This is a genomic window from Dolichospermum sp. FACHB-1091 (assembly GCF_014697585.1).
GTDB lineage: Bacteria > Cyanobacteriota > Cyanobacteriia > Cyanobacteriales > Nostocaceae > Dolichospermum.
Genome location: NZ_JACJSB010000033.1, coordinates 1 through 25888 on the forward strand (window position 1 = coordinate 1; position 25888 = coordinate 25888).

20 protein-coding genes are annotated in these 25888 nt (G+C 39.4%); 11 read left to right on the top strand and 9 right to left on the bottom strand.

What is annotated here, in order from left to right; translation table 11 throughout:
- Positions 1-84: 84 nt before the first annotated feature.
- Positions 85-441, bottom strand: coding sequence for a hypothetical protein (locus H6G25_RS17820; RefSeq protein WP_190393642.1), 357 nt, complete (start codon positions 439-441; stop codon positions 85-87).
- 84 nt (positions 442-525) lie between these two features.
- The gene (locus H6G25_RS17825) at positions 526-1506 is read right to left on the bottom strand and encodes a helix-turn-helix domain-containing protein (RefSeq protein WP_190393643.1); all 981 of its coding nucleotides are present in this window, start codon (positions 1504-1506) and stop codon (positions 526-528) included.
- A gap of 838 nt (positions 1507-2344) precedes the next feature.
- Here H6G25_RS17825 and H6G25_RS17830 point away from each other — a divergent pair.
- The 3 genes from H6G25_RS17830 (at position 2345) to H6G25_RS17840 (ending at position 7501) form a co-directional block, all read left to right on the top strand.
- Positions 2345-4993 (top strand): arylsulfatase, encoded by a 2649-nt coding sequence (locus tag H6G25_RS17830; protein ID WP_190393644.1) that lies wholly within the window; start codon positions 2345-2347, stop codon positions 4991-4993.
- Between the two features lie 242 nt (positions 4994-5235).
- Complete coding sequence (locus H6G25_RS17835) at positions 5236-6234, top strand: formylglycine-generating enzyme family protein (RefSeq protein ID WP_190393645.1); 999 nt, start codon at positions 5236-5238, stop codon at positions 6232-6234.
- A gap of 1015 nt (positions 6235-7249) precedes the next feature.
- Positions 7250-7501, top strand: a complete 252-nt coding sequence (locus H6G25_RS17840) for a hypothetical protein (RefSeq protein ID WP_206754781.1) — start codon at positions 7250-7252, stop codon at positions 7499-7501.
- A gap of 143 nt (positions 7502-7644) precedes the next feature.
- On the opposite strand, the gene plsY is transcribed toward H6G25_RS17840, so the two are convergent.
- The 4 genes from plsY to H6G25_RS17860 form a co-directional block, all read right to left on the bottom strand.
- Positions 7645-8325 carry a glycerol-3-phosphate 1-O-acyltransferase PlsY gene (gene plsY / locus H6G25_RS17845; RefSeq protein ID WP_190393680.1) on the bottom strand — a complete coding sequence of 227 codons (681 nt, stop codon included), beginning with the start codon at positions 8323-8325 and terminating at the stop codon, positions 7645-7647.
- Between the two features lie 94 nt (positions 8326-8419).
- Positions 8420-9607, bottom strand: a complete 1188-nt coding sequence (locus H6G25_RS17850) for a DUF3086 domain-containing protein (RefSeq protein WP_190393647.1) — start codon at positions 9605-9607, stop codon at positions 8420-8422.
- A 129-nt stretch (positions 9608-9736) separates the two neighbouring features.
- A complete protein-coding gene (locus tag H6G25_RS17855; protein ID WP_190393648.1) occupies positions 9737-10126 on the bottom strand; it encodes a DUF3119 family protein in 390 nt (129 codons plus the stop codon).
- 46 nt (positions 10127-10172) lie between these two features.
- Complete coding sequence (locus tag H6G25_RS17860) at positions 10173-10952, bottom strand: MlaE family lipid ABC transporter permease subunit (RefSeq protein ID WP_190393649.1); 780 nt, start codon at positions 10950-10952, stop codon at positions 10173-10175.
- Between the two features lie 554 nt (positions 10953-11506).
- On the opposite strand from H6G25_RS17860, the gene H6G25_RS17865 reads away from it, so the two are divergent.
- The 4 genes from H6G25_RS17865 (at position 11507) to H6G25_RS17880 (ending at position 13845) form a co-directional block, all read left to right on the top strand.
- The gene (locus tag H6G25_RS17865) at positions 11507-11791 is read left to right on the top strand and encodes a hypothetical protein (RefSeq protein ID WP_190393650.1); all 285 of its coding nucleotides are present in this window, start codon (positions 11507-11509) and stop codon (positions 11789-11791) included.
- Positions 11792-12222: 431 nt separating this feature from the next.
- Positions 12223-13044 (top strand): signal peptide peptidase SppA, encoded by an 822-nt coding sequence (sppA, locus tag H6G25_RS17870; protein WP_190393651.1) that lies wholly within the window; start codon positions 12223-12225, stop codon positions 13042-13044.
- Positions 13045-13106: 62 nt separating this feature from the next.
- Complete coding sequence (aroH, locus tag H6G25_RS17875) at positions 13107-13520, top strand: chorismate mutase (RefSeq protein WP_190393652.1); 414 nt, start codon at positions 13107-13109, stop codon at positions 13518-13520.
- Between the two features lie 37 nt (positions 13521-13557).
- Positions 13558-13845 (top strand): hypothetical protein, encoded by a 288-nt coding sequence (locus H6G25_RS17880; RefSeq protein WP_190393653.1) that lies wholly within the window; start codon positions 13558-13560, stop codon positions 13843-13845.
- Between the two features lie 215 nt (positions 13846-14060).
- Here the strand turns inward: H6G25_RS17880 and H6G25_RS17885 are convergent, their stop codons facing one another.
- On the bottom strand, positions 14061-14924 hold the full coding sequence (locus H6G25_RS17885) for a peptidoglycan recognition family protein (RefSeq protein WP_190393681.1): 864 nt from the start codon (positions 14922-14924) through the stop codon (positions 14061-14063).
- Between the two features lie 154 nt (positions 14925-15078).
- Between H6G25_RS17885 and metH the strand changes: the two genes are divergently transcribed.
- The 4 genes from metH to trpE all read left to right on the top strand — a co-directional run bounded on the left by metH (position 15079) and on the right by trpE (position 22955).
- On the top strand, positions 15079-18624 hold the full coding sequence (gene metH, locus H6G25_RS17890; protein ID WP_190393654.1) for a methionine synthase: 3546 nt from the start codon (positions 15079-15081) through the stop codon (positions 18622-18624).
- A gap of 218 nt (positions 18625-18842) precedes the next feature.
- The gene (locus H6G25_RS17895; protein WP_190393655.1) at positions 18843-20819 is read left to right on the top strand and encodes a DICT sensory domain-containing protein; all 1977 of its coding nucleotides are present in this window, start codon (positions 18843-18845) and stop codon (positions 20817-20819) included.
- 106 nt (positions 20820-20925) lie between these two features.
- Positions 20926-21345, top strand: coding sequence for a photosystem I reaction center subunit II PsaD (locus H6G25_RS17900; RefSeq protein WP_137907939.1), 420 nt, complete (start codon positions 20926-20928; stop codon positions 21343-21345).
- A gap of 98 nt (positions 21346-21443) precedes the next feature.
- Positions 21444-22955 (top strand): anthranilate synthase component I, encoded by a 1512-nt coding sequence (trpE, locus tag H6G25_RS17905; RefSeq protein WP_190393656.1) that lies wholly within the window; start codon positions 21444-21446, stop codon positions 22953-22955.
- Between the two features lie 8 nt (positions 22956-22963).
- Here trpE and uvrB read toward each other — a convergent pair whose 3' ends face one another.
- A complete protein-coding gene (uvrB, locus tag H6G25_RS17910; protein ID WP_347239216.1) occupies positions 22964-24961 on the bottom strand; it encodes an excinuclease ABC subunit UvrB in 1998 nt (665 codons plus the stop codon).
- A 254-nt stretch (positions 24962-25215) separates the two neighbouring features.
- Positions 25216-25773 (bottom strand): Uma2 family endonuclease, encoded by a 558-nt coding sequence (locus H6G25_RS17915; protein WP_190393658.1) that lies wholly within the window; start codon positions 25771-25773, stop codon positions 25216-25218.
- Positions 25774-25888: the final 115 nt, after the last annotated feature.

Here is a 25888-nt window from a genome sequence, read left to right on the forward strand (position 1 = left end):
AAGCTATTTAACATAATTGAAAAATTGAAACATTAGTGATCTCTTTTTGATTTTATCAAGAAAAGATCACTATTCTTTTCTTCTTTACCTCGGAGAATGAAAACCCCCTGCTTCCCTAGTAGGGTCAAAACCAAATATATCATGGTTTTGAATAACGCAACCGTGAGATCTTACTTGTGTCAACTTGGGTTGAAATGTCAACGCAAAGCCAATATGATCAGCAGATTTCGTACCAATGGCTTTAGTAGATTGATTTTGATGCAGGTGAGTAAACTTCAAATCTCCAAAGTCTGCAAAATTAAGGGTTCCTAGAAAACCTCCTGGGCTTAATTGACTACCTTCTTTGATATTTAGCGGTTTTATGGCTTGTGCAAATTTATATGTATCATTAAACTGACGACTAAAAACCAGTGAATTACCATGAAGATTCTGTTCAGACATAGATTTACATATTTTACACCTCCTGTAATAGTATAACTCCCAGATTCCCGATTTTTTAGAGAAGTCAGGTTTGAAAGGATTTGATTATTGCAAATTACCTCGCAAAGTTTTTGATGGTAACTCACCAAACATTTCCCTATAATCGTTAGCAAAATGTGAAGCATTCCAAAATCCCCACTCCTGAGCCACATTCATCACTGTTTTTGTATTCGTATCAGTATTCATTAAAGCGCGGCGTACCCCATTGAGCCGTTGAATTTTGATATAAGCCATGGGACTGATACCAAAAACTTCCTGAAACCCACAAGATAAAGCACTACTGCTAGTTTCTAATTCCTCACATAGTTTTTGTAGTGTTAAAGGTTTATCCCTATAGGATTTAGAAATTTCTTCCGCTTTCCTGATCAGGGAATAACGACGGAATGGTTTTAATATACGTTGTTTTTTTTGAGCGTTATTACCGAAAGTATTAATTAGTAATGGTAAAAAATCTTCCCTTATTATTGATTGCATCTGTGATTGTATCAATAATGATGGTTGGGTACTCAATATATGAGTAATTTGTTGATAGTAAGCCTTGAGAGGTCGCAATGATGAGGGGTGTAAACTCAGCGCATTATGTTGGAGAACCTTTTGTCCCATTTCGTATCCCATTTGTTCGCACAGAGTATGGAAAGCCCGTCCATTCACACTGGCCATGACTAGATGAACGTCTTTGCTAACAACTACATCTACTCCCCTAGTAGGGTCAAAACCAAATATATCATATTTTCCAATAGGACAACCGTGAGAGCTTACTTGTGTCAACTTGGGGTGAAATGCCAACACAAAGCCAATATGATCAGCAGATTTCGTACCAGTGGCTTGAGCAACTTGATTTTGATACACGTGAGTAAAATTCAAATCTCCAAAGTCCGCAAAATTAAGCGTTCCTAGAAAACCTCCTGGGCTTAATTGACTACCTTCTTTGATATTCATCGATTTTATGGCTTGTGCAAACCTATCTAGGTCATTAAACTGGTGAGTCACTACCAGAGAATTACTATGGGGATGTTGTTCAGACATAGATTAGGGGATTAACACTGAGTAATTTAACGTGGGATGTAGTTTGAGGTATGGTTAACCAGGAAGAACTGATTATACAACCAGTAACCGCATTTATTTACATAAAGAATTCTTATATTAGGGAACAGGTTTTGGGCAACTTTACTTTTCGTTACTTATGTCGGTTTTTTTCGTTCACCTACTTAATTTTATTGTCTGAAACTTGATTCTGATGGCGGCGAGTGTCAAAAAAAATTAAAAAAATTTTCTTTTTTTTGGTTCTAACCGATTGACTTGCGCCGCGCGGGGTGATATTGTCATAATGGAAATTTCTCCCTAAATAAAAATTTTACAAATAGCCAATTAATTATAATAATAAGACCATAATACCACACCGAAAGCGACCTGAACCCTGAAAATAAAAATTTTTTTTCAAAAAAACTTATTTAAAAATTGAAATTAATAACTTTAACTTATATCTTAGACAAGAACAGGACAGATAGTGTCGTAACGGGTTAATAATTTTGCCAAAGAAAATTTTGATTAATAGTGGTATTTGCTAGATGAAGGGATTAATGCTGAGTAATTTAACGTAATCTGTAGTTTGAGGGAGCATAAAGCATAAAAAATGAATTATACAACCAATAATGACATTTTTTGTACCTACGAAAAAGTAGGAATTTTGGAATATTCATTAACGATAAATGGCTATATAGTTCTAGGAAGGTGGTAAAACTACTGACAAAATACTTGCTTATGACATAGATATTTCGCAGTTTTTGACCCTTTTTTGCAAATTTTGCGAAAAATCTGGGTTAAGCAAATCATCAAATCATATTGAAAACTACACATTTACCTTATGGCCAGCAACGACGGTACAAACAAACCATCAAAACAACCATCACGCGATATCCTACCTATTCCTGATATTACTCCTCCAGGCTTAACAACCTTTGATGCCAAAGACCCTGATACCAAATACCCTCCCATTGTTCCTTTACGTCCGCCCGAAGGCGCACCTAATGTTCTTATTGTTCTCCTAGACGATGTAGGTTTTGGAGCATCTTCTGCCTTTGGTGGACCGATTAATACCCCTACAGCGGAAAGATTAGCCGCCAATGGACTATTATACAATCGGTTTCACACCACTGCCCTTTGTGCTCCTACCCGCGCCGCCTTACTAGCAGGAAGAAATCATCATTCCATAGGCTTTGGAGCGATTACCGAAATGGCCACCTCAGCACCTGGTAACAATTGCTTGCGTCCGAATACAGCCGCTCCATTGGCGGAAATTTTGAAACTTAATGGCTATTCTACCGCTCAGTTTGGTAAATGCCACGAAGTTCCTGTTTGGGAAACAAGTCCTATGGGTCCATTTACTAGCTGGCCCAGTGGTGGCGGTGGTTTTGAATACTTTTATGGGTTTATTGGCGGTGAGACTAACCAATATTATCCTGGTATTTATGAAGGGACTATTCCTGTTGAACCGGAAAAAACCCCGGGTAAAGAATACCATTTTACCGAGGATATGACTGAAAAAGCCATTAAGTGGGTAAAACAGCAAAAATCCTTAATGCCTGATAAGCCTTTCTTCATGTACTTTGCTCCTGGTGCTTGTCATGCTCCTCACCATGTCCCACTGGACTGGGCTAATAAGTATCAGGGAACATTTGATGACGGTTGGGAAGCGACACGGAACAAAACCGTCACCAAGCAAAAAGAGTTAGGCATAATTCCAAATGATGCTTTATTAAGCGCTCCTCCCGAAGGTGAATATGGAGAGGACGACAATCAGATTCCGAGTTGGGATTCGTTTTGCCCTAAGATGCAGGAAGTCCTCGCTCGACAAATGGAAGTTTATGCAGGTTATTTAGAACACTCAGACCATCATGTGGGTTTGTTGGTAGACGCTTTAGCGGAATTAAAGGTTCTCGATAATACTCTCATCTACTATATCATCGGCGACAATGGTGCTTCCGCGGAAGGTTCCAAGCAAGGTACTTTTAACGAAATGATCACATTGACAGGTTATAATCTAGAAAACGAAAAATACTTGATAGAGAGGAAATATCTGTTGGGTACTGAGGATGCTTATAACCACTATGCAGTAGGTTGGGCTCATGCCATGAATACACCCTATCAATGGACAAAACAGGTAGCTTCTCACTTTGGAGGAACTCGCAATGCTTGTATTGTTCATTGGCCTGACAAGATTGCGAAGAACGCAAATTATAATCAATATGATGCAGATGCATATGATGCAAATGCAATCGAAGGCCGTATCCGTTCTCAGTTCCATCATGTGATTGATGTTGCTCCCACGGTTTTAGAAGTCGCCAACTTGCCTGAACCGACCTTTGTGCATGGGGTTATGCAAAAACCCATGGAAGGGGTGAGCATGGCTGATTCTTTTAAAAATGTCACCGAGGTACAAGACCAAAAAACATGGTTAAAAGGTACTCACCAAACCCAATATTTTGAGATGGTAGGTAATCGGGGGATTTATCATAAGGGTTGGACTGCTGTAACCCAACACCGCCTCCCCTGGCAAACAGGTAACACTGATGTACTTGTATTTGATGATGATGTTTGGGAACTTTATAAAATAAGTGACGAGTATGATGACGAGATTGATAAGACAAATCCAGAACTTGAATACGAATGGAAAACGGACGTAGATTGGACTCAATCTAACAATCTACTACTTGTTAATAATAAGTATTCTCTCAAGTATGCAGAGAAATTGGAAAAGTTGCAAAGACAATGGTTGATTGAGGCTGTTAAGTACAATGTTGTCCCCCTTGATGATCGAATGGCAACACGCGGTAATGCTGAAATAGCAGGTCGTCCACAATTGGTAACAGGTAACTCTCAAACGTTATATGGTGGGATGGGACGCTTAACGGAAAGCTCAATTATTGAATACAAAAATAAGTCCTTTACCGTTACGGCAAAGTTAGACCTGTCAAAATTGAATGGTAAGCTAGCAGAAGGCGTTATTATTGCGGTTGGTGGTAGATTCGGTGGTTGGACTTTATATGCTCAGGCTGGCACGCTGAAATATTGTTACAACTTTTTTGGGTTGGAAAAATATGAAGTTGAATGTGACTCAGAACTTAGCACCAATACCACTTATGTCCAGATGAAGTTTCATTATGACGTTAATGGTACTTATTCAGAAAATGGCAAATACGGTTTCGGTTCTGGTTTAGGGAATGGAGCACTAGTTACCCTTTCCGTTGAAACAGACGAAGCAAATCTGAAGAAAGATTTCAAAGTTGAAGAGCTAACCCATACAAACGTTCTTCAAACAGAATATGGTATATTTTCTGCCGATGAATGCTGTGATGTTGGTTTTGAATCGGGTTCTCCTGTGACAGACTATGGGTTTACTGACACAAAGTTTAATGGAGAGGTGAATTGGGTAAAAATAGAAATTCCCGACAACTCCGCAAAAAATGCTATTCCTCATGAATTGCGCGCACGCATTGCTATAGGGGTTCAATAGAATAGATAGGTTGTAGCGTGACTAGCCTTTTACAGCACTTTTAGCTTGAGTGAGGTACACCTTATACGGGCAAGATGCCCGCACCACAAGAGTTTAATCATTGATATCTGTACTTCATAATAGCGGCAACTGCTGAAATTCTCAGGACTTACCCTTAAACGCCGTCTCTAGGGGCAATTGATCAATTGCCCCTATAAATAGTTAATAATTACACATTAACAAAGTCGTAAAATAATATTCAAATGACTTCCAATTCACAAATATCTAAAAAACCGCCCTCTCATTCTGGACGACCTCCCCATGGAGATATGGTATGGATTCCTGAAAAGACTTTCGAGATGGGAGCAAATAACTCACAATATCCAGAGGAAGGGCCAGTTCACACTGTAACCGTTAGTGGTTTCTGGATGGATCGCTATTTAGTTACTAATCAACAATTTCAAAAATTCGTTAAAGAAACGGGATATATTACCTTTGCGGAAAAGCCTCCAAAGGCAGAAGACTATCCTGATGCAGATCCGGCCATGTTAGTACCTGGTTCAGCAGTATTTATCAAACCAGATCAGCCTGTTAATCCCCAGGTTTCATGCTGGTGGCACTATGTCCCTGGTGCTGACTGGCGGCATCCTGAAGGTCCAAATACTTCCCTGGAAAATCGGGAAAATTACCCTGTAGTGCATATTGTTTATGCAGATGCTCTAGCTTATGCTGTGTGGGCAGGAAAGGAACTACCAACTGAAGCCCAGTGGGAATTAGCAGCACGCGGCGGTTTAGATGGTGCGAAATTCGCTTGGGGAAATGAATTTATGCCCAATGGTAAACCAATGGCAAATATCTGGCAAGGAAGGTTTCCCTCAGAAAATCTCAAATCTCAACCCCCAGGTCCAGAAGCGGTTGGTAGCTATCCTGCTAATGGCTATGGACTTTACGATATGATTGGTAATGTTTGGGAGTGGACGCAGGATTGGTATCGAGAGAAACATCTAGAAAACCCGACCAAAGCCTGTTGCACTCCCAAAGATCCTAGAGGCGGAACGGAAGCAGATAGCTATAACCGCAGGTTGTCGCCCTCAATGCGGAAACCGCGCAAGGTGCTAAAAGGAGGTTCTTTCCTCTGCGCTCCTAACTACTGTGCTCGCTACCGTCCGGCGGCTCGACATCCAGAGGATACTGATACCTCCACTAACCACATTGGTTTTCGGACGATTTTTTGCCCTTCTGTCACACCTGAACAAAGTTAGATCATGTGTTGATTAGTTCTTTTAGGAGTCCGTAGATATAGCCTGGGATGTGTTTTATGGGCAGATGCGACTCCCTACCCAAGTCAGGACTGTACAACCCACACTCCGCAACCCTAACTGTAACAATCGGTTATTACGGGAATTAATTACTAAAAGAGGATTAAAAAATTACCTTTGGCTCAAAAAAAATAGATTTTGGATAGGAAGATTTATTAGATATGTTTTTCTCTCAAAATAACCTAAGAACCAATAATTTCGTACTTAGTTGTGAATATTTAACTGTATCTCTAACTTAATAATAATTCCTATTTAGCTCCAGCAAATTGTCTCGACAGTTAGTTCTTATGTACTAAATACATCTGTTTCCTTGGGGTGTGACAGTTGTGGGTGCGGAATGTGGGTTTAAGGATTTACAGGATTTTAGTTTGTGTTACAATTGCATTGTCACAAAACCTGACCCTGATGGCTGCGAGTGTCAAAAAAAATTAAAAAAATTAAAAAATTTCTTTTTTTTGGTTCTAACCGATTGACTTGCGCCGCGCGGGGTGATATTGTGATAATGGAAATCTGTCCATAAATAAAAATTTTACAAACACTCCATTATAACAATACGACCATAATACCACACCGAAAGCGACCTGAACCCTGAATATAAAAAATTTTTTCAAAAAAACTTATTTAAAAATTGAAATTAATAACTTTAACTTATAGATTAGACAAGAGCAGGACAGATAGTGTCGTAACGGGTTAATAATTTTGCCAAAGGAAATTTTGATTAATAGTGGTATTTGCTAGATGAAGGGATTAATGCTGAGTAACTTAACGTAATCTGTAGTTTGAGGGAGCATAAAGCATAAAAACTGAATTATACCACTAATAATGGCATTTTTTGTACCTACGAAAAAGTAGGAATTTTGGAATATTCATTGACGATAAATTACTAGATAATTCTAGGGCGTTGCAGATCTTGATAAGTACCACAACAGAATTAATTACACAAGGAGATATACATACAATGTCACAAATACCAAATGGAACAGATGATTTTATGGAGGTTGAAAATGTCATGAGGATAGCAAAAGAGAGATGGTTACAAGATAACTCACAAAAAATAACTAATTATGTTAGTGAAGAAAGAGGTCTTTTCCCAGCGGCAGCGGAGGCGGGGTTTTCGAGGATAGCTGGTGTGGTTTCCTTAAATAAACCCCTCCGGCCCTCTCTGGTAAACCTCTCTCCGACGCGGGGAGAGGGAGGGAAGGGGAGTTAGGTTTCTGGGGATTATCGGTTTCATTTAATACTTTTTAAACAACCTATTACGAGTATTCCAGGTAACACATATTTACAGCAGTTTGCGATTTTAATCGCAAACTGCATAAGTAAATATAAGTCCTATTTTATTTAAAACATCCTCTAGGTAGTTTGTTCCGTTTGTGTTTCTACTTTCTGTCCAATTTTCGGTTCTGTACCCGCAATTAATCGCTCAATATTACTGCGATGACGGATAATTATATATAAACCTCCAGCAAGACCGAGAATAATGTAGGCTAAAGGTTGATGAAAAATTATCATAAAAATAGAAACAGCCACAGCCCCAGAAATAGAACTTAAAGAAACAATTCTAGAAATAGCAATGACGACAGTAAAAACTCCCAATGTTGATAATCCTACTTGCCAATTTATAGCTAATAAAATTCCCACACCAGTAGCCACAGATTTACCACCTGTAAAGCCGAGAAAGACTGATTTACTATGTCCTAAAAGGGCAGCTAACCCAGCTAAAGTCACTAAATAAGGTTGCCAAATTTCGATATTTACAGTTGGTGGTATTGTTATTAAATTACGAACAGGAGCAATATTAAATAAAGCGTAAACTAGATTGATTGCTAATACTCCCTTCAAAGCATCAATTAATAGGACAAATACCCCTGGACCTTTACCCAAAGTGCGTAAAACATTAGTTGCACCAGTTGAACCAGAACCAACTTCTCGAATATCAATACCTTTTAATAGCTTACCTGCTAGATATCCAGTTGGAAAAGAACCAAATAAGTAAGCTAATAAAACCACTACACCACACAAAGTTAACCACATATTGTCAGTTGTCGGTTGTCCGTTGTCCGTTGTCACTTGTCCGTTGTCCGTTGATGATTTTGTCACTGACCACTAACTAATGACCAATAACTAATTAAAAATCATCATCAAAATCTCTATCTTTTATAGTTTTCGGGTCAGGAGCAAAAGCCAACCACAAAGGAAATTGTAGCAAAGCTAAACTAATTTGTTCCTCAGAATCATCAATAATAATTAAAGGCATTTCATTGGCTTTAACTAATCTATCAGCTTTCTGAGCTAAAGCAGTCGGCGCTTCAAATAATACCACACCTCTATCCGGTCCAAAATCAGGACGACCAATACCCAAACAATCTTGTAAACCGCGTCGCCATTCGCCCAAGCGTTCCGGTGTATTAGCTAAAATCAAAGTTCGTAAGCGATCGCCATATAGTTCATGTAATATGGAAATTGCCGAAGAAGCAATTAAAATATTTTGTAAGCGGCTACCCATTGTCCGCAAAGCGCCTCGTCCCCCCAGGGTAAACAGCCAATTTGAGAGTTTTTCCGCGTGAATTGGTTCAAAAGTGCGGCGTAACTGCCAAGGAGGTCCATAATAGTCTGGTTGGTTGCGATATTGGTCAAGTAAGCGGCGGATTTTTTTCGTAGTATCCTGAAACTGCTGTTGTCCCAGTTGTGGGACTTCTAACTTTTCCTTAACTAATTTTACTTCCTTGGGTGCCGGCTTTTCCCGTTCCTTCGCAGGTGGCAAAAGCTGCATTTGTTCCGCTGCTGCTGCCAAATCCTGTAAACTACCTGTAAGATAGTCCTTAAAACCCTGTACCCGAATTGCTATATCTTGAGATGTACCAGCAAAACTAGTTCGCATTTCATTGCGAATTCGTTCTTGACGACGTTCTAATTGTTCTACAGAAATTTGTAAAGCTTGTTTGCGTTGTTCTAACTGTGATAAAGATTCTTGCACAACCTGGGAAAGTGCGGTTTGAGTTACACTTATTTGCGTCTGAAGAGTTTTATATGTAACTTCCAATTGCTCAATTTCCGCTTTTAAGTCAGATTTAACTTGCTGCAATTGGTTTACTTGTGCTGCCGCTTGTGTATTTAATAAATTTAAGTTTTCCGCTGTTAATGTTTTTGAGTCAATAGTATCTGAATTAAAAGCAATTTCCTGTGTTGATACTTCAGCTTCTAATTCTAAATCAGCCAGTAAGGTTTCTGGTGGTTCATTTTCAGGAGTTTGAACTGCTATTTGTTCCAACCACTCGTCTATTGGCTCTGGAGTTTGGGATTCCTCTATGATCATAAATAATAAACTAAATTTTCAGTCTTAGTAAATTGAAACATATAATTCCGTCAAAAAAGTATTACCTTTGCGTCTTTGCTCCTTTGCGCCTTTGCGCGAAACAAAATTAATATAATTAAATTGATTAATCTAATCAATTCGTGGACAACGTTGTTCCAAGCAAGATTTTAAGGTTTTAGGGTCAAATAAAATTGGTAAAAAGTGAATACTATTAATTTCCTTAAAATAGAACAAAATAGGGACAGGATGCCAAAATATCCGCCAATTTTGCCATTCTTGGTAAGGAAAACGACGAATTAACTTTTCTCCTCTATACAGATCGAAATCAGTAGCAGTAAATTTAAACTTGAGTGTTACAGCTTGCAGCATCAAAAACAAACCCAATAGCGTTAATATAGCTCCTATCCAGGGTTGTATTAACAGCATAGGAATAGCACCAATGACCAAGACAACAGGAATATTGTAACTTGGTTGTAATTCTACCGTGGAAATGACGTTAGGCGTGAATGAACTAGTCAAAATCTGTTCTCCTTATTGATTTTATTTTCCTGCTCCCTGCAAATTATCATAATATAGATCCATTAGCTGAACCCTGAAACATGATCCAAGAGAGAAAGAAGTTACTAATAAATATAACTAATAAAGCAGTGACAACAGCAGTTGTAGTTGATTGTCCCACACCTTTAGCGCCACCAGTAGTAGTTAGACCCCAACTACAGCCGATAATAGCAATTAATACCCCAAAACAAGAGGCTTTAATTATAGCCTTGCCAATATCCCACATATCGAGGAAGTCACGGGCCGAATCTAGAAATACCGTATCTGAAAGATTGTAAATGCGTGTAGCGATTAACAAACCTCCAGACATTCCTGTAACTAAGGATAGCAAAGTTAAAATAGGCAGCATAATGAAGCAAGCCAAAAGACGGGGAATGACGAGATAATCAATGGGATCTGTTTTTAACATTAACAGCGCGTCTATTTGTTCTGTAACTTTCATAGTTCCGATTTCTGCCGCAAAAGCCGAACCTACTCGTCCTGCTAAAATCACTGCTGTTAATACCGGAGTAAGTTCCCTAGTCAATGCTACCGCTAATACGCCGCCAACGAGGTTTCCCGCGCCAAAATTAATAAACTCCCGTGCTACTTGAATTGTAAATACAGCACCCACAAATATAGCCGTTAACAAAGCAATAAAGAAAGAATCTGGACCAACTATTGCTAATTGTTCTAGGGTATTGCGACGGTGAATTTTGCCTTGAAGGAGGTGAACCAAGACTTGTCCACCTAGAAAAATCGCGGCCAGCAATCGCTGACTCCATGATTCTAAACTGGATTTAGCCATATATATCTAAAATAGTAAATGCTGATATAGTGTAACGCAGTATTGTCAAGGATGCTGTGAGTTACGGATTTTATCAATCACACACCCTAAAATACTATAATACTGGAGGTAAGTAAAGATTCTAGGGCAGAGAACCCCTAGCCAGGTCAAGTCTCTAGAAGGGTTTCCGGTCACTTTTCTACAAGGAAAGTTATGAGATTATTAATTTAGGTTACAGCTTTTCTCATAAAATTAAGCAGGTTTTTAGAGAGTTTTTACTGCCAGTTAACTGCACACTGGGACGTATTTCCTTGTGATTTCAGGGTTTTACAGATTTTCAACACCAAAAAATAGCTAATGCACTGGAGATAACTATCACCCGTGTAATTTAATGAAAACTTAAGATTCTTGACGAAATGAAGATTTAGGAGCGATCGCCAGTATTGTAGAAAGTGGCGGATAAAATTGTGGGCTTTGCTTGGGACTCTGCGTGAAACATAATTCATGCGGCTATTACCATTACACAACACCAATTTTCGCCGCTTACTCCAGTTACACACTAACCTGGTCTGACAATGAACTTTTTCCGTTCCCTGGTCCTAACCACCATTTTTAGTTTTATTGCCCCCATATTCCTATTTGGTGGTATACTTTTGGTTTTATCAGTTTTTAGTTACATTCCTGGTCTACAGGGGATGATTGCCGATATCTCAGTAGAAGTGATACATTTTCTGGATACTTTTGGTAGTGGTAGTTCCCTCAACGGTCTATTGATAATTAGTTTAACTTGTGGTTTTGTCGGAGCGCTGTTTGATACTTACGTTTATTATCGTTCTCAAATTCTCCGTACCGACTCTTAAAACTCAACACAACAACCCATCCAGTCAGGTTTAAAAATGACACAATCACAACAAAATAAGTAATATGACTTGTGAACTGTGGCTAGATATTTCTATTTTTGTTAAAAGTTATTGGCTTTGTGCCGAGGACTTCTATTTTTAATGTCAATAATATTGACACTCAGCAAATTTTTGTAAAAATCTGCTTTTCACACCTTAAAGATACCAAATAAAACTACACAGAAAATCTAAAAATTTCCTTAAGCTTTTTCAGAGTGGTTTATTTGGCGACTTTTATCAGCAATAAAGAGGTAAAAAGAATATTTATTGTTAATTTTACCTCTTGGCAATTGTCAATTTTCGATTGTTTGAGTAAGTCAAGCCCGTGAGGTTAAGGCTTTTTGGTTCTATATTAAATATATTCAGAAGATTAGAAAGTTATTTGATTGCTCATGATTTGGCCATTTAAGCCCAACTTGCGGAAACAAATTGCACGGATTGAAGTTAGCGGTGCGATCGCTGGTGCAACCCGTAGACACGTACTAGAAGCATTAAAAACTGTAGAAGAAAGGAAATTTCCAGCCTTACTGCTACGCATTGATAGTCCTGGGGGTACAGTAGGGGACTCGCAAGAAATCTATAGTGCTTTGAAGAGATTGAGTAAAAAAACCAAAATTGTCGCCAGTTTTGGCAACATTTCCGCCTCTGGTGGCGTTTATATTGGTATGGGTGCAGAACATATTATGGCGAACCCAGGGACAATTACAGGGAGTATTGGCGTAATTTTGCGGGGTAACAACCTGGAGGTATTACTGGAAAAAATTGGTGTTTCCTTTAAAGTGATTAAATCAGGACCATACAAAGATATATTAGCTTTTGATCGGGAACTAACAGAACCGGAGCAAACTATTTTGCAAGAATTGATTGATTATAGCTATCAACAATTTGTAGAAACGGTAGCCGGGGCGCGTTCACTGTCTGTAGAAAAAGTCAGAAGCTTTGCTGACGGTCGAATTTTCACCGGACAGCAGGCCTTAGAATTAGGTGTGGTGGACCGTTTAGGGACAGAAGAAGATGCAAGACGTTGGACAGCGGAATTAGTAGGACTTGATCCGGAAAAAACTCTTTGCTATACGCTAGAGGAGAGAAAACCATTATTGAGTCGTGTATTACCGGGAAACCGTCAAGCTAAATCGGGTGTTGGTGCGGCAATTGATTGGTTAGAATTTGAAATGTCTACAAGTGGTTTACCCATGTGGTTATACCGCCCATAGTAAAGTTAATAGTCAGTGGTCAATTGACAACTGACAACTGACAAATAAGGAGGATTTTGGTAGTGAAATGGCAAATGCGAGCAATTCGTGGTGCAACAACTGTTGCAGAAAACAGCATTGAAGCAATTAGAGAGTCAGTGACAGAATTATTAGATCAATTAGAACAAAGAAATAAATTGCAACCGGAGGATATGATTAGTGTGACTTTTTCCGTGACCAAGGATTTAGATGCTATTTTTCCAGCAGCGATCGCTCGCAGTCGGCCTTTGTGGGATAATGTAGCCATGTTAGATGTGCAGCAAATGCACGTGGAAGGAAGTTTACCGCGTTGTATTCGCTTTCTCATTCATGCCAATTTACCAGTTTCTCAGCCAATTCACCATATTTATTTACGTCAAGCGGCTAAACTGCGTCCAGATTGGAGTTTAGCCCAAACGTTACAAACTGCACAGCACGTCATGGAGACGAAAGTTTAAAATTAGCAGGTAAATATTATGTAAAAGTTGGCACTAAATGAGCTATTACAGTGGTGACGCGGCTGCTCAACCTCCTGCTGTTGGTGGGAGTATTTTCACTCATCAAGGAACTGGTATATGTATAAAATTAGATAGTTTTTTAAATATTCTTGCCAAAGGTGAAGAGCCGCTTGTCATTGTCACAAGTGAAGGTTATTTTACTAAAATATACAAGTATGTGACAGCGTATAAGGGTTTTGTATTTTTTACGGAATCCTTAGATAAGTTGGATTTTGGTAGTAATATTGAGGTGATTTACGCCCAGAGTTTGGGAACGAATATTTGAAGTTGTAATTGAAAACTTTTGACTTTGAGGGGGAAACCCCACGGCTTCAGACTCCCAGTCCCCAGGAAAATACTTTTATGGCTAGTACAACACGGCGTAAATGGGATTACCATTAAAAGCTAGAAAATCTACGAAGATTTGATTAATTATAAGGCTTAAAATTGTATGTATATTTACGCCGCAGATGACTGAGACACGCGAGCTATCAGCAAACACTAAGTAGGTCTAAAAGTTTTTAACTGTCGAAAAGAATGCAACTTATTAAAAAAATTATCACTATCAAAACTTAAAGGATCAACTTTTTTACCAGCTATATCTACAGCCTTATGAGTAGTAATTCTATCATCTGGAACTTGACTTTGAGCAATTAACCAAGCTAGAGAATCATATTGAGCCTCAGTGTAGCCGCTATGTTGCTGTATATTATTCTTTCCCCAAGCATCAGGAGGAGTTTCGAGAGAGACATGATAAGCAAAATTATTCACAGACGGTGGTAAATTAGGATTAGTTTGTACAGATTCTACACCGTTAAGACCCTTAAACACCGAATTACCAGCCCCAAAAGCGCGTTTTTCTGGAGGAACTAAATAGACAACCGTTCCCTGTAAAGTAATTATAGCGTGATAACTAGCTTGAATACTTTCATCATCATGAGGAGTTTGAAAAAAATTAATAGCGCTAGAAGTTGAATTACTGGTTTCATGAAGGACTATAATAGCTTGATTATTAAGAGGTTGACCATGAATATCTGCGGTATAGCGATCGCCATAATTGCTAGGATCAACTTTAACCTGTCTAAAATCAGGTTTATATTTGCTAAATTCCTTGGTAGTTGTGTATACAAGATAATTTTTATTAGTGTTGACTGGAGATGGTGTTAAATTTCCTTTCTTTTCCCCAATAGTTACTACTGATTGTAACTGCGGTGGTAGATATTGATTCCAGGATTTATCTGGCAAATTTCGTGAATTTGTCTGATTTTGTGGATTTCTTGCACCACCAATGAATAGTGCCAAAATTAACGCAGCCAACATCAGAAAAATCAGTAAAACTCTAGTCGCCCAAGCTCCAAATTTCATATTTTTCAATACTGATAATATAGCTAATATCACTTCTGGTAGTTTTGCGCCTTTGCTTCTTTGCGCCTTTGCGCGAAACATAGCCATCAAAATCTGAGAAGATCATAAAATAAGTCTAAGATAACAAAACCAACATTATTTTTTTAACACAATTATGACCCATCCCTTTCTCAAACATCTACATAGTCCAGAACGTCCCGTAATCGTTTTTGACGGCGCTATGGGAACAAACCTACAAAGCCAGAACCTGACGGCTGAAGACTTTGGAGGGGCGCAATATGAAGGTTGTAACGAATATCTAGTTCATAGTAAACCGGAAGCCGTCGCCAAAGTTCACCGTGATTTTCTGGCAGCTGGCGCTGATGTCATTGAAACTGATACCTTTGGTTCTATGTCCATAGTCCTAGCAGAATACGACCTAGCAGACCAGGCTTATTATCTCACCAAAACTGCCGCCGAACTGGCCAAAAGCGTCGCTGCGGAATTTTCCACCCCGGAAAAACCTAGATTTGTCGCTGGTTCTATTGGACCGACAACCAAACTCCCCACCTTGGGGCATATTGATTTTGATACAATGAAAGCCTCTTTTGCGGAACAAGCAGAAGCCTTGTTCGATGGTGGTGTGGATTTATTCCTAGTAGAAACCTGCCAAGACGTGCTGCAAATTAAAGCTGCATTAAATGGAATTGAGGAAGTTTTTGCCAAAAAAGGGGAAAGAAGACCATTAATGGTGTCTGTCACCATGGAAAGCATGGGAACAATGCTGGTAGGTACAGAAATAAACGCCGTTCTGACGATTTTAGAACCTTACCCCATTGATATTCTGGGTTTAAATTGCGCCACTGGTCCCGACTTGATGAAACCACATATCAAGTATTTATCAGAACATTCCCGCTTCGTAGTTTCCTGTATTCCCAACGCAGGTTTACCGGAAAACGTCGGTGGTCAAGCACATTACCGATTAACACCCGTTGAATTACGGATGGCGTTAATGCACTTTATTGAAGATTTAGGTGTCCAAGTGATTGGGGGTTGCTGTGGGACACGGCCAGCACACATTCAACAATTGGCGGAAATTGCCAAAGAGTTAAAACCGAAAGTTAGACAACCGAGTTTAGAACCAGCGGCTGCATCAATTTATACTACTCAAGCCTACAATCAAGATAATTCTTTCTTGATTATTGGTGAACGTCTTAACGCCAGTGGTTCTAAAAAATGCCGTGATTTACTCAACGCCGAAGACTGGGATGGTTTAGTCTCAATGGCACGGAGTCAAGTCAAAGAAGGCGCACATATCCTAGATGTTAACGTGGACTATGTAGGACGGGACGGCGTGCGTGATATGCACGAATTGGTTTCTAGGATAGTCAATAACGTTACACTACCTTTAATGCTGGATTCCACCGAATGGGAAAAAATGGAAGCGGGGTTAAAAGTCGCTGGTGGTAAGTGTTTACTCAATTCTACTAATTACGAAGATGGTGAACCACGATTTTTAAAAGTCCTAGAATTAGCCAAAAAATACGGTGCAGGTGTAATTATTGGGACAATTGATGAAGATGGTATGGCCCGGACTGCGGACAAAAAATTTCAAATTGCCCAACGTGCTTACCGTCAAGCTGTAGAATATGGTATTCCGCCCACGGAAATATTTTTTGATACCCTAGCTCTACCTATTTCCACTGGGATTGAAGAAGATCGGGAAAATGGTAAGGCGACAATAGAATCAATTCGTCGGATTCGCCAAGATTTGCCCGGAAGTCATGTCGTATTAGGTGTTTCTAATATTTCCTTTGGCTTAAATCCAGCAGCGCGGATGGTACTAAATTCGATGTTTTTGCATGAAGCCATGAATGCGGGCATGGATGCAGCAATTGTCAGCGCGAGTAAAATTTTACCACTTACTAAAATCGAACCTCAACATCAAGAAGTTTGTCGCCAGTTAATTTACGATGAACGCAGATTTGATGGTAATGTCTGCGTTTATGATCCTTTAGGAGAATTAACAACAATTTTTGCAGGAGTCAAAACTAAACGTAATACGGGAATTGATGAAAATTTACCAATTGAAGAACGTTTGAAACGTCATGTTATTGACGGTGAACGCATTGGTTTAGAAACTCAATTGACAAAAGCTTTAGAACAATATCCTGCCCTAGAAATCATCAATACTTTCTTATTAGACGGGATGAAAGTTGTAGGTGAATTGTTCGGTTCTGGACAAATGCAATTACCTTTTGTGTTACAATCAGCGGAGACTATGAAAGCTGCGGTTGCCTATCTAGAACCGTTCATGGAAAAATCGGAATCCGGTAATAATGCCAAAGGAACTTTTGTAATTGCTACTGTCAAAGGTGATGTACATGATATTGGTAAAAACCTGGTGGATATCATTTTATCTAACAATGGTTATAAAGTGATTAATCTGGGCATTAAACAATCTGTAGAAAACATCATTCAAGCTTACGAACAGTATCAACCTGATTGTATTGCCATGAGTGGATTATTAGTAAAATCCACCGCTTTTATGAAGGAGAATTTACAGACTTTTAATGAAAAGGGTATTACTGTACCAGTGATTTTAGGTGGCGCTGCTTTAACTCCTAAGTTTGTTTATCAAGATTGCCAAAATACTTACCAAGGTAAGGTAATTTACGGTAAGGATGCCTTTTCTGATTTGCATTTTATGGATAAACTCATGCCGGCCAAAATAGCTGGTAATTGGGATGATCTCCAAGGGTTTTTGGATGAAGTTAACGAGGAAAATGGCCATGAATCTGTTGGGGAAAAGGGCGGGCAAGATGCCCACCCCACAATAGATAATACTGACATTAAAAAAGAGGTTGATACGCGGCGTTCTGATTTTGTGGCTGTAGATATTGAACGTCCAAAACCACCTTTTTGGGGAACGCAGTTTTTACAACCTGATGATATTTCTTTGGAGGAATTATTTTGGTATTTGGATTTGCAAGCTTTGGTGGCTGGACAATGGCAATTCCGTAAACCCAAGGAACAATCTAAGGAAGAATATCAAGGGTTTTTAGCTGATAAAGTTTACCCGGTTTTAGAGGAGTGGAAAGGGCGAATTATTGAGGAAAATTTATTGCACCCTCATGTGATTTATGGGTATTTTCCTTGTCAGTCTGTGGGGAATAGTTTATTGATTTATGAAACGAACCACGGAGGCACAGAGGACACGGAGGTAAGGGTTAGTTTTGAGTTTCCCCGTCAGAAGTCTTTGAATCGCTTGTGTATTGCAGATTTCTTTGCACCCAAGGAGTCGGGAATAATTGATGTTTTCCCTATGCAAGCGGTGACTGTGGGGGAAGTGGCCACGGAATTTGCTCAAAAGCTGTTTGCTAATAATCAATACACTGATTATTTGTATTTTCATGGTATTGCTGTGCAGGTGGCGGAGGCTTTGGCTGAATGGACTCACGCGAGAATCCGCCGGGAGTTGGGTTTTGGTGATTCTGAACCGGATAATATTCGGGATATTCTGGCGCAGCGTTATCAGGGTTCTCGGTATAGTTTCGGCTATCCGGCTTGTCCGAATATTCAGGACCAGTTTCAGCAGTTACGGTTGTTGGAGGTGGAAAGAATGAAGATGTACATGGATGAAAGTGAACAACTTTATCCTGAACAGTCTACAACGGCGATTATTGCTTATCACCCAGCAGCGAAGTATTTTACGGCTTAATCTCACTTAATCACCCCCTCAATTGTGAAATAGAGGGGGGATTCAATACAGACTATGTTATATTTCATAAGGTGTCTGCCAGTTGGGAAATCAAACAGCTAACTGCTTGCGCGATCGCCTGTTTTGAGGATTTTAGCATTTTTGGTATTAATTAACCAATGACCACTGACCAGTAACGTGAATCTTGTCTAGATTGGGCGTTTAAATTCAATATATTCATGAGCATTTCGACTTCCGTATTGAGTGATTTACTCAAGTCACTTCCCTATCTGCGACCCCAGTTATATTTTAAGGCTTCACTAACGGCGCTCTCCCATGCCATAGAAGATCAGGTTTTGGCAGCTAATTTAGACCAACCCTTGATCATTGCTAGTTTTCAGAAAGAGCGATTCTATCGTCAAGAAGCCCATCGTTATCAACGACTTGGGGAAAAAAGTAAGCAAATATATGTATTATCTGCACCAGAGACTGAGTTTGCTCAAGCTGCTGATGACTATGAAAAGATAGCTTTTGAGCCTGATGATGGGTTAACTCAAGAATGGCATTTAGTAGTGGTTGCTGATAACTATTCTAGCTGTTTGATCTGTCGTGAAAGTCTTGGTTCTCAGTCCAAAAATCAATATATCCCAGAGATGATTCCTAGTTTGGATATGGATACAGCACGAAGATTTGAGGGAATTTGGACATCGGAAAAAGGAACGTGTCTCAAGGCCGCCCAATTGTTATTAAATAGAATTAAGGTTTATCGGCCGGATTTAGCGCGGAAGGTTGATCGAGTCAAGCAGCGGTTTAGAATTGGTGAATCATTCAATAAGTCAGGAGTTAATTCCAGCCATGAATATGCTTGTGATATTGATACAGATCCCTTTGTGCAAAGGTTGGTAACATATCTTCAAGCTAGTCAGTATAAACTACATAAAGCTTACCGTTCAATTGCGGCTCAAGCTCGGAAAGAAAGGTTAGTAAATTCCATTAGTACAGCAATTAGGCGATCGCTTGATCCACGGGAAATTCTGGAAGTTGCGGCTCAAGAGTTGGGTCAACAGTTACAAACCTGTCGATGTCTAATTTATCGCGCCCAATCTACAGATGGTAAAGCCATAATTGAGCATGAATTTTTAAATTCTGAGGTCACATCTGTACTAGGTCAAAGTTGGGAGTTACAACATAATCCTCTATTTCAGCAGGTAGTGGAGCGGGGGGAGGGAGTATATGTAGTTGATACACAAACAGATAGTCAAGTCAAGAAATCAGCGACTTTATCGAAAATTGTCCGGCAGTTTGGGGTGCGTTCTTGGTTAATAGAACCTGTATTATATCAAGGAAGACTTCTGGGAATTGTGGAGTTACATCATTGTCATTTTCCCGCCCATGAGTGGCAACCAGGGGAGGTAGATTTAGTACAAGCCATAGCGACTCAAATCGGTGCAGCGCTGATTCAAGCGGAATCTTTTGCAAATTTAGAAGAACTTAACCAACAACTAGAAGCTTTAGACCGAACTCGGAGGAATTTAATTGCTATTACAGGCCATGAACTTCGCACCCCGCTATCTACCATTCAAGTTTGTTTAGAAAGCTTGGCGACAGAACCAGATATGCCACGGGAATTGCAACAGGTGATGTTGAATACCGCGCTTTCTGATTCGGAAAGAATGCGGAAACTGGTACAAGACTTTTTAACCCTTTCTAACCTAGAAAGTGGCCGGGTAGAATGGCATCCTGAATCATTAACCATCCAAGAATGTGTAGATTTAGCGCTGAGTCGTTTACGGACGCGCTCTAGCCAAGAAAAGCTACCGCAAATTAAAATCCAAATTCCCCAAAATTTGCCTTTAGTCAGGGCTGACGGTGATTGGTTGGTGGAAGTATTAGCCAAACTTATAGATAATGCTTGTAAATTTACTCCGGCTTCAGGAAAGATTACTATTAATGCCATTAGCACCCTTCAGGAGACCCTAGAAGTCATCATATCGGACACAGGCAGGGGAATTGAACCTAACTGCCTAGAAATCGTCTTTGACCGCTTTTACCAGGAGGAAGGGGCATTACGCCGGACGACAGGTGGAACTGGATTGGGTTTAGCAATTTGTCGGCAAATTGTCAATGGCTGGGGCGGAAAAATTTGGGCCCAGTCCGCAGGTAAAGACCAAGGTAGTCAGTTGCATTTTACAATTCCTATTGTGCTGGGTAGTTAGGAGCAGTTAATAACTAAAGTGACTAAAAACTGTTACAGTCTATAACGGAATCGCAACATAAGTCGAGTTCCGATGTTAGTATGCCCTAAAAACCTACAAGAGATAGATTATGGCAACTCTGACTGGCAAAACCCCAATCTTTGGTGGCAGCACTGGTGGTCTACTCACAAAAGCGGAAGTAGAAGAAAAGTACGCTATCACCTGGACTAGCCCCAAGGAGCAAGTGTTTGAAATGCCCACTGGTGGCGCGGCTAAGATGGTAAAAGGCGAAAACCTGTTATACATTGCTCGCAAAGAGTATGGTATTGCTTTAGGCGCGCAACTTCGCAAGTTCAAAATCACCGATTACAAGGTTTACCGCATTTTACCAAGTGGCGAAACCACTATGATTCACCCTGCTGATGGTGTCTTCCCTGAAAAGGTAAATGCTGGACGTTCTATGGTTCGTCACGTACCCCGCAGAATCGGTCAAAACCCCAATCCCGCACAAATCAAGTTCAGCGGTAAAGCTACTCACGATGTTTAATCCTTAGTGGGTAATGGGTAATGGGGAGAAAATTTTGCCCCCTTACCCATGACAAAAAACTTGTTTACGAATTTTTAATTGTTAATTGCCAATTATTTATGATATTCCCCGATTTCGAGCAGTTTGTGAAGCTGACTAGCCAAGGTAATTTTGTTCCCTTGTATCAAGAATGGATCGCCGACTTAGATACGCCTGTATCTGCTTGGTATAAAGTTTGTGCAGATCAACCTTATAGCTTTTTGCTGGAATCGGTGGAAGGTGGGGAAAAGTTAGGACGTTATAGTTTATTGGGTTGTGACCCTTTGTGGATTTTGGAAGCCAGGGGTGATAAAACTACGCAAATACATCGAGATGGTTCTCAACAGGTTTTTACAGGTGATCCCTTTGCAGTTTTATCTGAATGTTTAGCACCTTATCATCCAGTAAAATTACCAGAGCTACCTTCAGGAATTGGCGGTTTATTTGGGTTTTGGGGCTATGAATTAATAAATTGGATTGAGCCGCGTGTGCCAATTCATGCCCAAGATCAGCGCAATATCCCTGATGGATTATGGATGCAGGTCGATCAGTTATTGATTTTTGACCAGGTAAAACGGAAAATTTGGGCGATCGCCTACGCGGATTTACGTAATTCAACTGATTTAAAGGTAGCATATCAAGAGGCGAGCGATCGCATTCAGGAAATGGTCAGAAAGCTATCTTTACCTCTATCACCAGAAAAGACCAAATTATCTTGGACAGCACCTAGAAACAGGACTAAAGGGGGAATAGAGGAATATACGAGTAACTTTACCCGCCCAGAATTTTGCGCTAGTGTGGAAAAAGCGAAAGCATACATTAAAGCTGGGGATATTTTTCAAGTAGTCATTTCTCAACGTTTATCCACAGAATATACAGGTGATCCCTTTGCTTTGTATCGTTCTTTACGTCAAATCAATCCCTCACCTTACATGGCCTATTTTAACTTCCAGAACTGGCAAATTATCGGTTCTAGTCCCGAAATCATGGTGAAAGCTGAACGCAATGATCAAGGGGAAATTATCGCTACAGTGCGTCCCATTGCGGGAACTCGACCTAGAGGAAAGAACAGCCAGGAAGATGCGGCTTTTGCGGAAGATTTACTTCAAGACCCCAAGGAAATCGCCGAACACGTGATGTTAATAGATTTAGGACGCAATGATTTAGGGCGGGTATGCAGCAGCGGTAGTGTTAAAGTTGATGAATTAATGATCATTGAACGCTACTCTCATGTGATGCACATTGTCAGTAATGTAATGGGTAAATTAGCACCTGGTAAAACGGCTTGGGATTTACTTAAAGCGTGTTTTCCTGCGGGAACTGTCAGCGGTGCGCCCAAAATCCGCGCTATGGAAATTATTAATCAGTTAGAACCGAGTCGCAGAGGTGTGTATTCCGGTGTATATGGATATTATGATTTTGAAGGACAATTGAATACTGCGATCGCTATTAGAACTATGGTATTACATAATCAGACTGTAACTGTCCAAGCGGGTGCGGGTTTGGTAGCTGACTCGGAACCGGAAAGGGAATATGAGGAAACTCTGAATAAAGCGAGGGGGATGTTGGAAGCCATTCGTTGTTTACGATGAGTTCACAGTTAACGGCCTAACATTTTATCTCTTAAATGCTTAATGCGATCGCGCAATTTTCCCGCTTCTTCAAATTCCATCTTCTTCGCTGCTTCTTTCATCTGTTTTTCTAATAAGATAATTAACTCAGGAATATCTTCCAAAGATAATTCATCTAAATGTTCATCAACTATTTTTAAATCACTAGCATTTAAACGCCGAGAAGCATCTAAAAATGATAAAATCGCATTACTCGACTTTTTCTTAATCGGTTGGGGTGTAATTCCATGTAGTTTATTATAAGCCATTTGAATCCCCCTTCTTCTATCAGTTTCATCAATAGCTTTAATCATACTATCTGTTAATTTATCAGCATATAAAATTGCTTTTCCTTTAATATGACGTGCTGCGCGTCCAATAGTTTGAATTAAAGAACGTTCTGTTCTCAAAAATCCTTCTTTATCTGCGTCCATAATTGCAACTAAAGAAACTTCTGGTAAGTCTAAACCCTCCCGCAACAAGTTTACACCAACTAAGACATCAAAAACACCATTTTGTAAATCTTGTAAAATTTCTATCCGTTGAATAGAATTAATTTCTGAATGCAAATATCTGATTCTAATTCCTCTATCTTCTAAATATTCGGTCAAATCTTCCGCCATACGTTTAGTTAATGTTGTAATTAAGGTTCTTTCCTGACGGTCAACTCGATCTTTTATTTCTCCTAATAAATCATCAATTTGTCCTTCCGTTGGCCGCACAAATATTTCTGGGTCAATTACTCCCGTCGGTCTAATTACTTGTTCAATAATATGATCTTCAGAAATCTCTAATTCCCAATTTCCTGGAGTTGCAGAAACAAAAATACATTGATTGACTTTTTGCCAAAATTCTTCTGCTTTTAAAGGACGATTATCCGCAGCACTGGGAAGTCGAAAACCATGATCTATTAATACTTTTTTCCTCGCTTGATCTCCGTTATACATTCCCCGAATTTGGGGAACGGTAACATGAGATTCATCTATAACTAATAACCAATCTTTGGGAAAATAATCAATTAAACATTCGGGTGGTTCTCCTGCTTGTCTTCCGGCTAAATGACGAGAATAATTTTCTACTCCGTTACAATATCCCACCTCTCTTAACATTTCTAAATCATAACGGGTGCGTTGATCAATACGTTGCGCTTCGACTAATTTCCCCGTTTCTTCTAATATTAATTTTTGCTGTTTTAATTCTCTAGCGATATCTTCACAAGCTATTTCTACTCTTTCTTTAGGAGTAACAAAGTGACGCGCAGGATAAATATTTACTACTTCTAAATTACCAATCATTTCACCGCTGACAGGATCTATATATCTGATTGCATCAATTTCATCACCAAAAAATTCCACGCGAATAATTCTATCTTCGTAAGCCGGAGAAATTTCTAAAACATCACCTCGGACTCGAAATTTCCCCCTCCCCATTTCTATGTCGTTACGACTATATTGAACTGCTGTTAAATCACGTAAAATTTGCCGGGGATCTATTTCCATTCCTATTTGTAATCGAATTGCAGCTTTTAAATATTCTGCCGGCATTCCTAAACCATAAATACAACTAATTGAAGCCACAACAATTACATCCCGACGTTCAAATAACGAACGAGTAGCAGAATGTCGTAACATATCTATTTCTTCATTAATTGCTGATGTTTTCTCTATATAAGTATCTGTAACCGGTAGATATGCTTCGGGTTGATAATAATCATAATAACTAACAAAATACTCAACTGCATTATTAGGAAAAAACTCCCGCAGTTCATTACATAATTGGGCTGCTAATGTCTTATTATGTGCTAATACTAGAGTAGGTTTATTCACTTTAGCAATAACTGCGGCTATGGAAAATGTCTTCCCGGTTCCTGTCGCACCCAGTAATGTTTGATAATGATTTCCTTTTTGAATACTAGCAGAAAGTTGAGCGATCGCTTGTGGTTGATCACCAGTAGGGACAAAGGGCGCTTGCAGATTAAAATCCATTATCTAGCTTGAACGTTATACCTAGCAATTCTACACAATTTCTCAGCTTTGCGTCGGGGGGGGGCAAATTTTTTTTTCGGGGTGGGGTTGCAACATCGCCGCCGACGTGCTATATTAGTATAATGGAGTATTGATAAAATTTTTATGGAGGCACGCATTACCATTATCAAAATATCACGCCTGGCGGCGCAAGTCAACCCCCAAAACCTAAATTTATTTTTGCCTGCTCAAAAAAGCCGCACCCGATTGATTTATTGTTAAAATCCTTGTAGTAACCGTTGAATAGAAATTTTAATTTCTGGAAATGCTAAAGGCGATATTTCACCGCAAGTAAAGGTTAATTCTTGAGAATAATCACCATTTATTGGTTCTCTAAACACTTTTAATTGTTGATTTCTTAAGTCTACTACCCAATACTCATTAATTAATGCAGCAGCATAGGTTTTGCGTTTTATCTCTAAATCTTTACTTAAAGTAGTTTTAGAATATTCGATTAACCAAAATATATTTTCAGGGTAAGGATGATGAGTACGATAAATAGTTCGCAGTGGTTCAACTATTGCTAAATCTGGTTCTGGTTCTGAATTACTATTAGGTATTGTAATAGGTTTTGCATCTCTTACCAGTGCTTTTGAACCGAGTAATTCCCGCAGATATTCAGCAGAATCAGTATTAATTTGGGCGTGTTCTGGTCCTTCCGGTGTCATGTTGATAATTTCTCCATTTAGTAGTTCAACTTGACGACCAGCTAAAAGACCAACTTCAATCATGCGATGATAGTCGTCTAAACTCCATTTAGCAATAGTAACTGTCATGGTTAGTTTTCCTAAAGCTAGGGTACGATTTTTATTTTAACTTGAATTTGATAAAGCAATTGTGTATCTAATCCAAGTGCATACCCCTATAATAGTCGGTTAAAACCGACTTGAG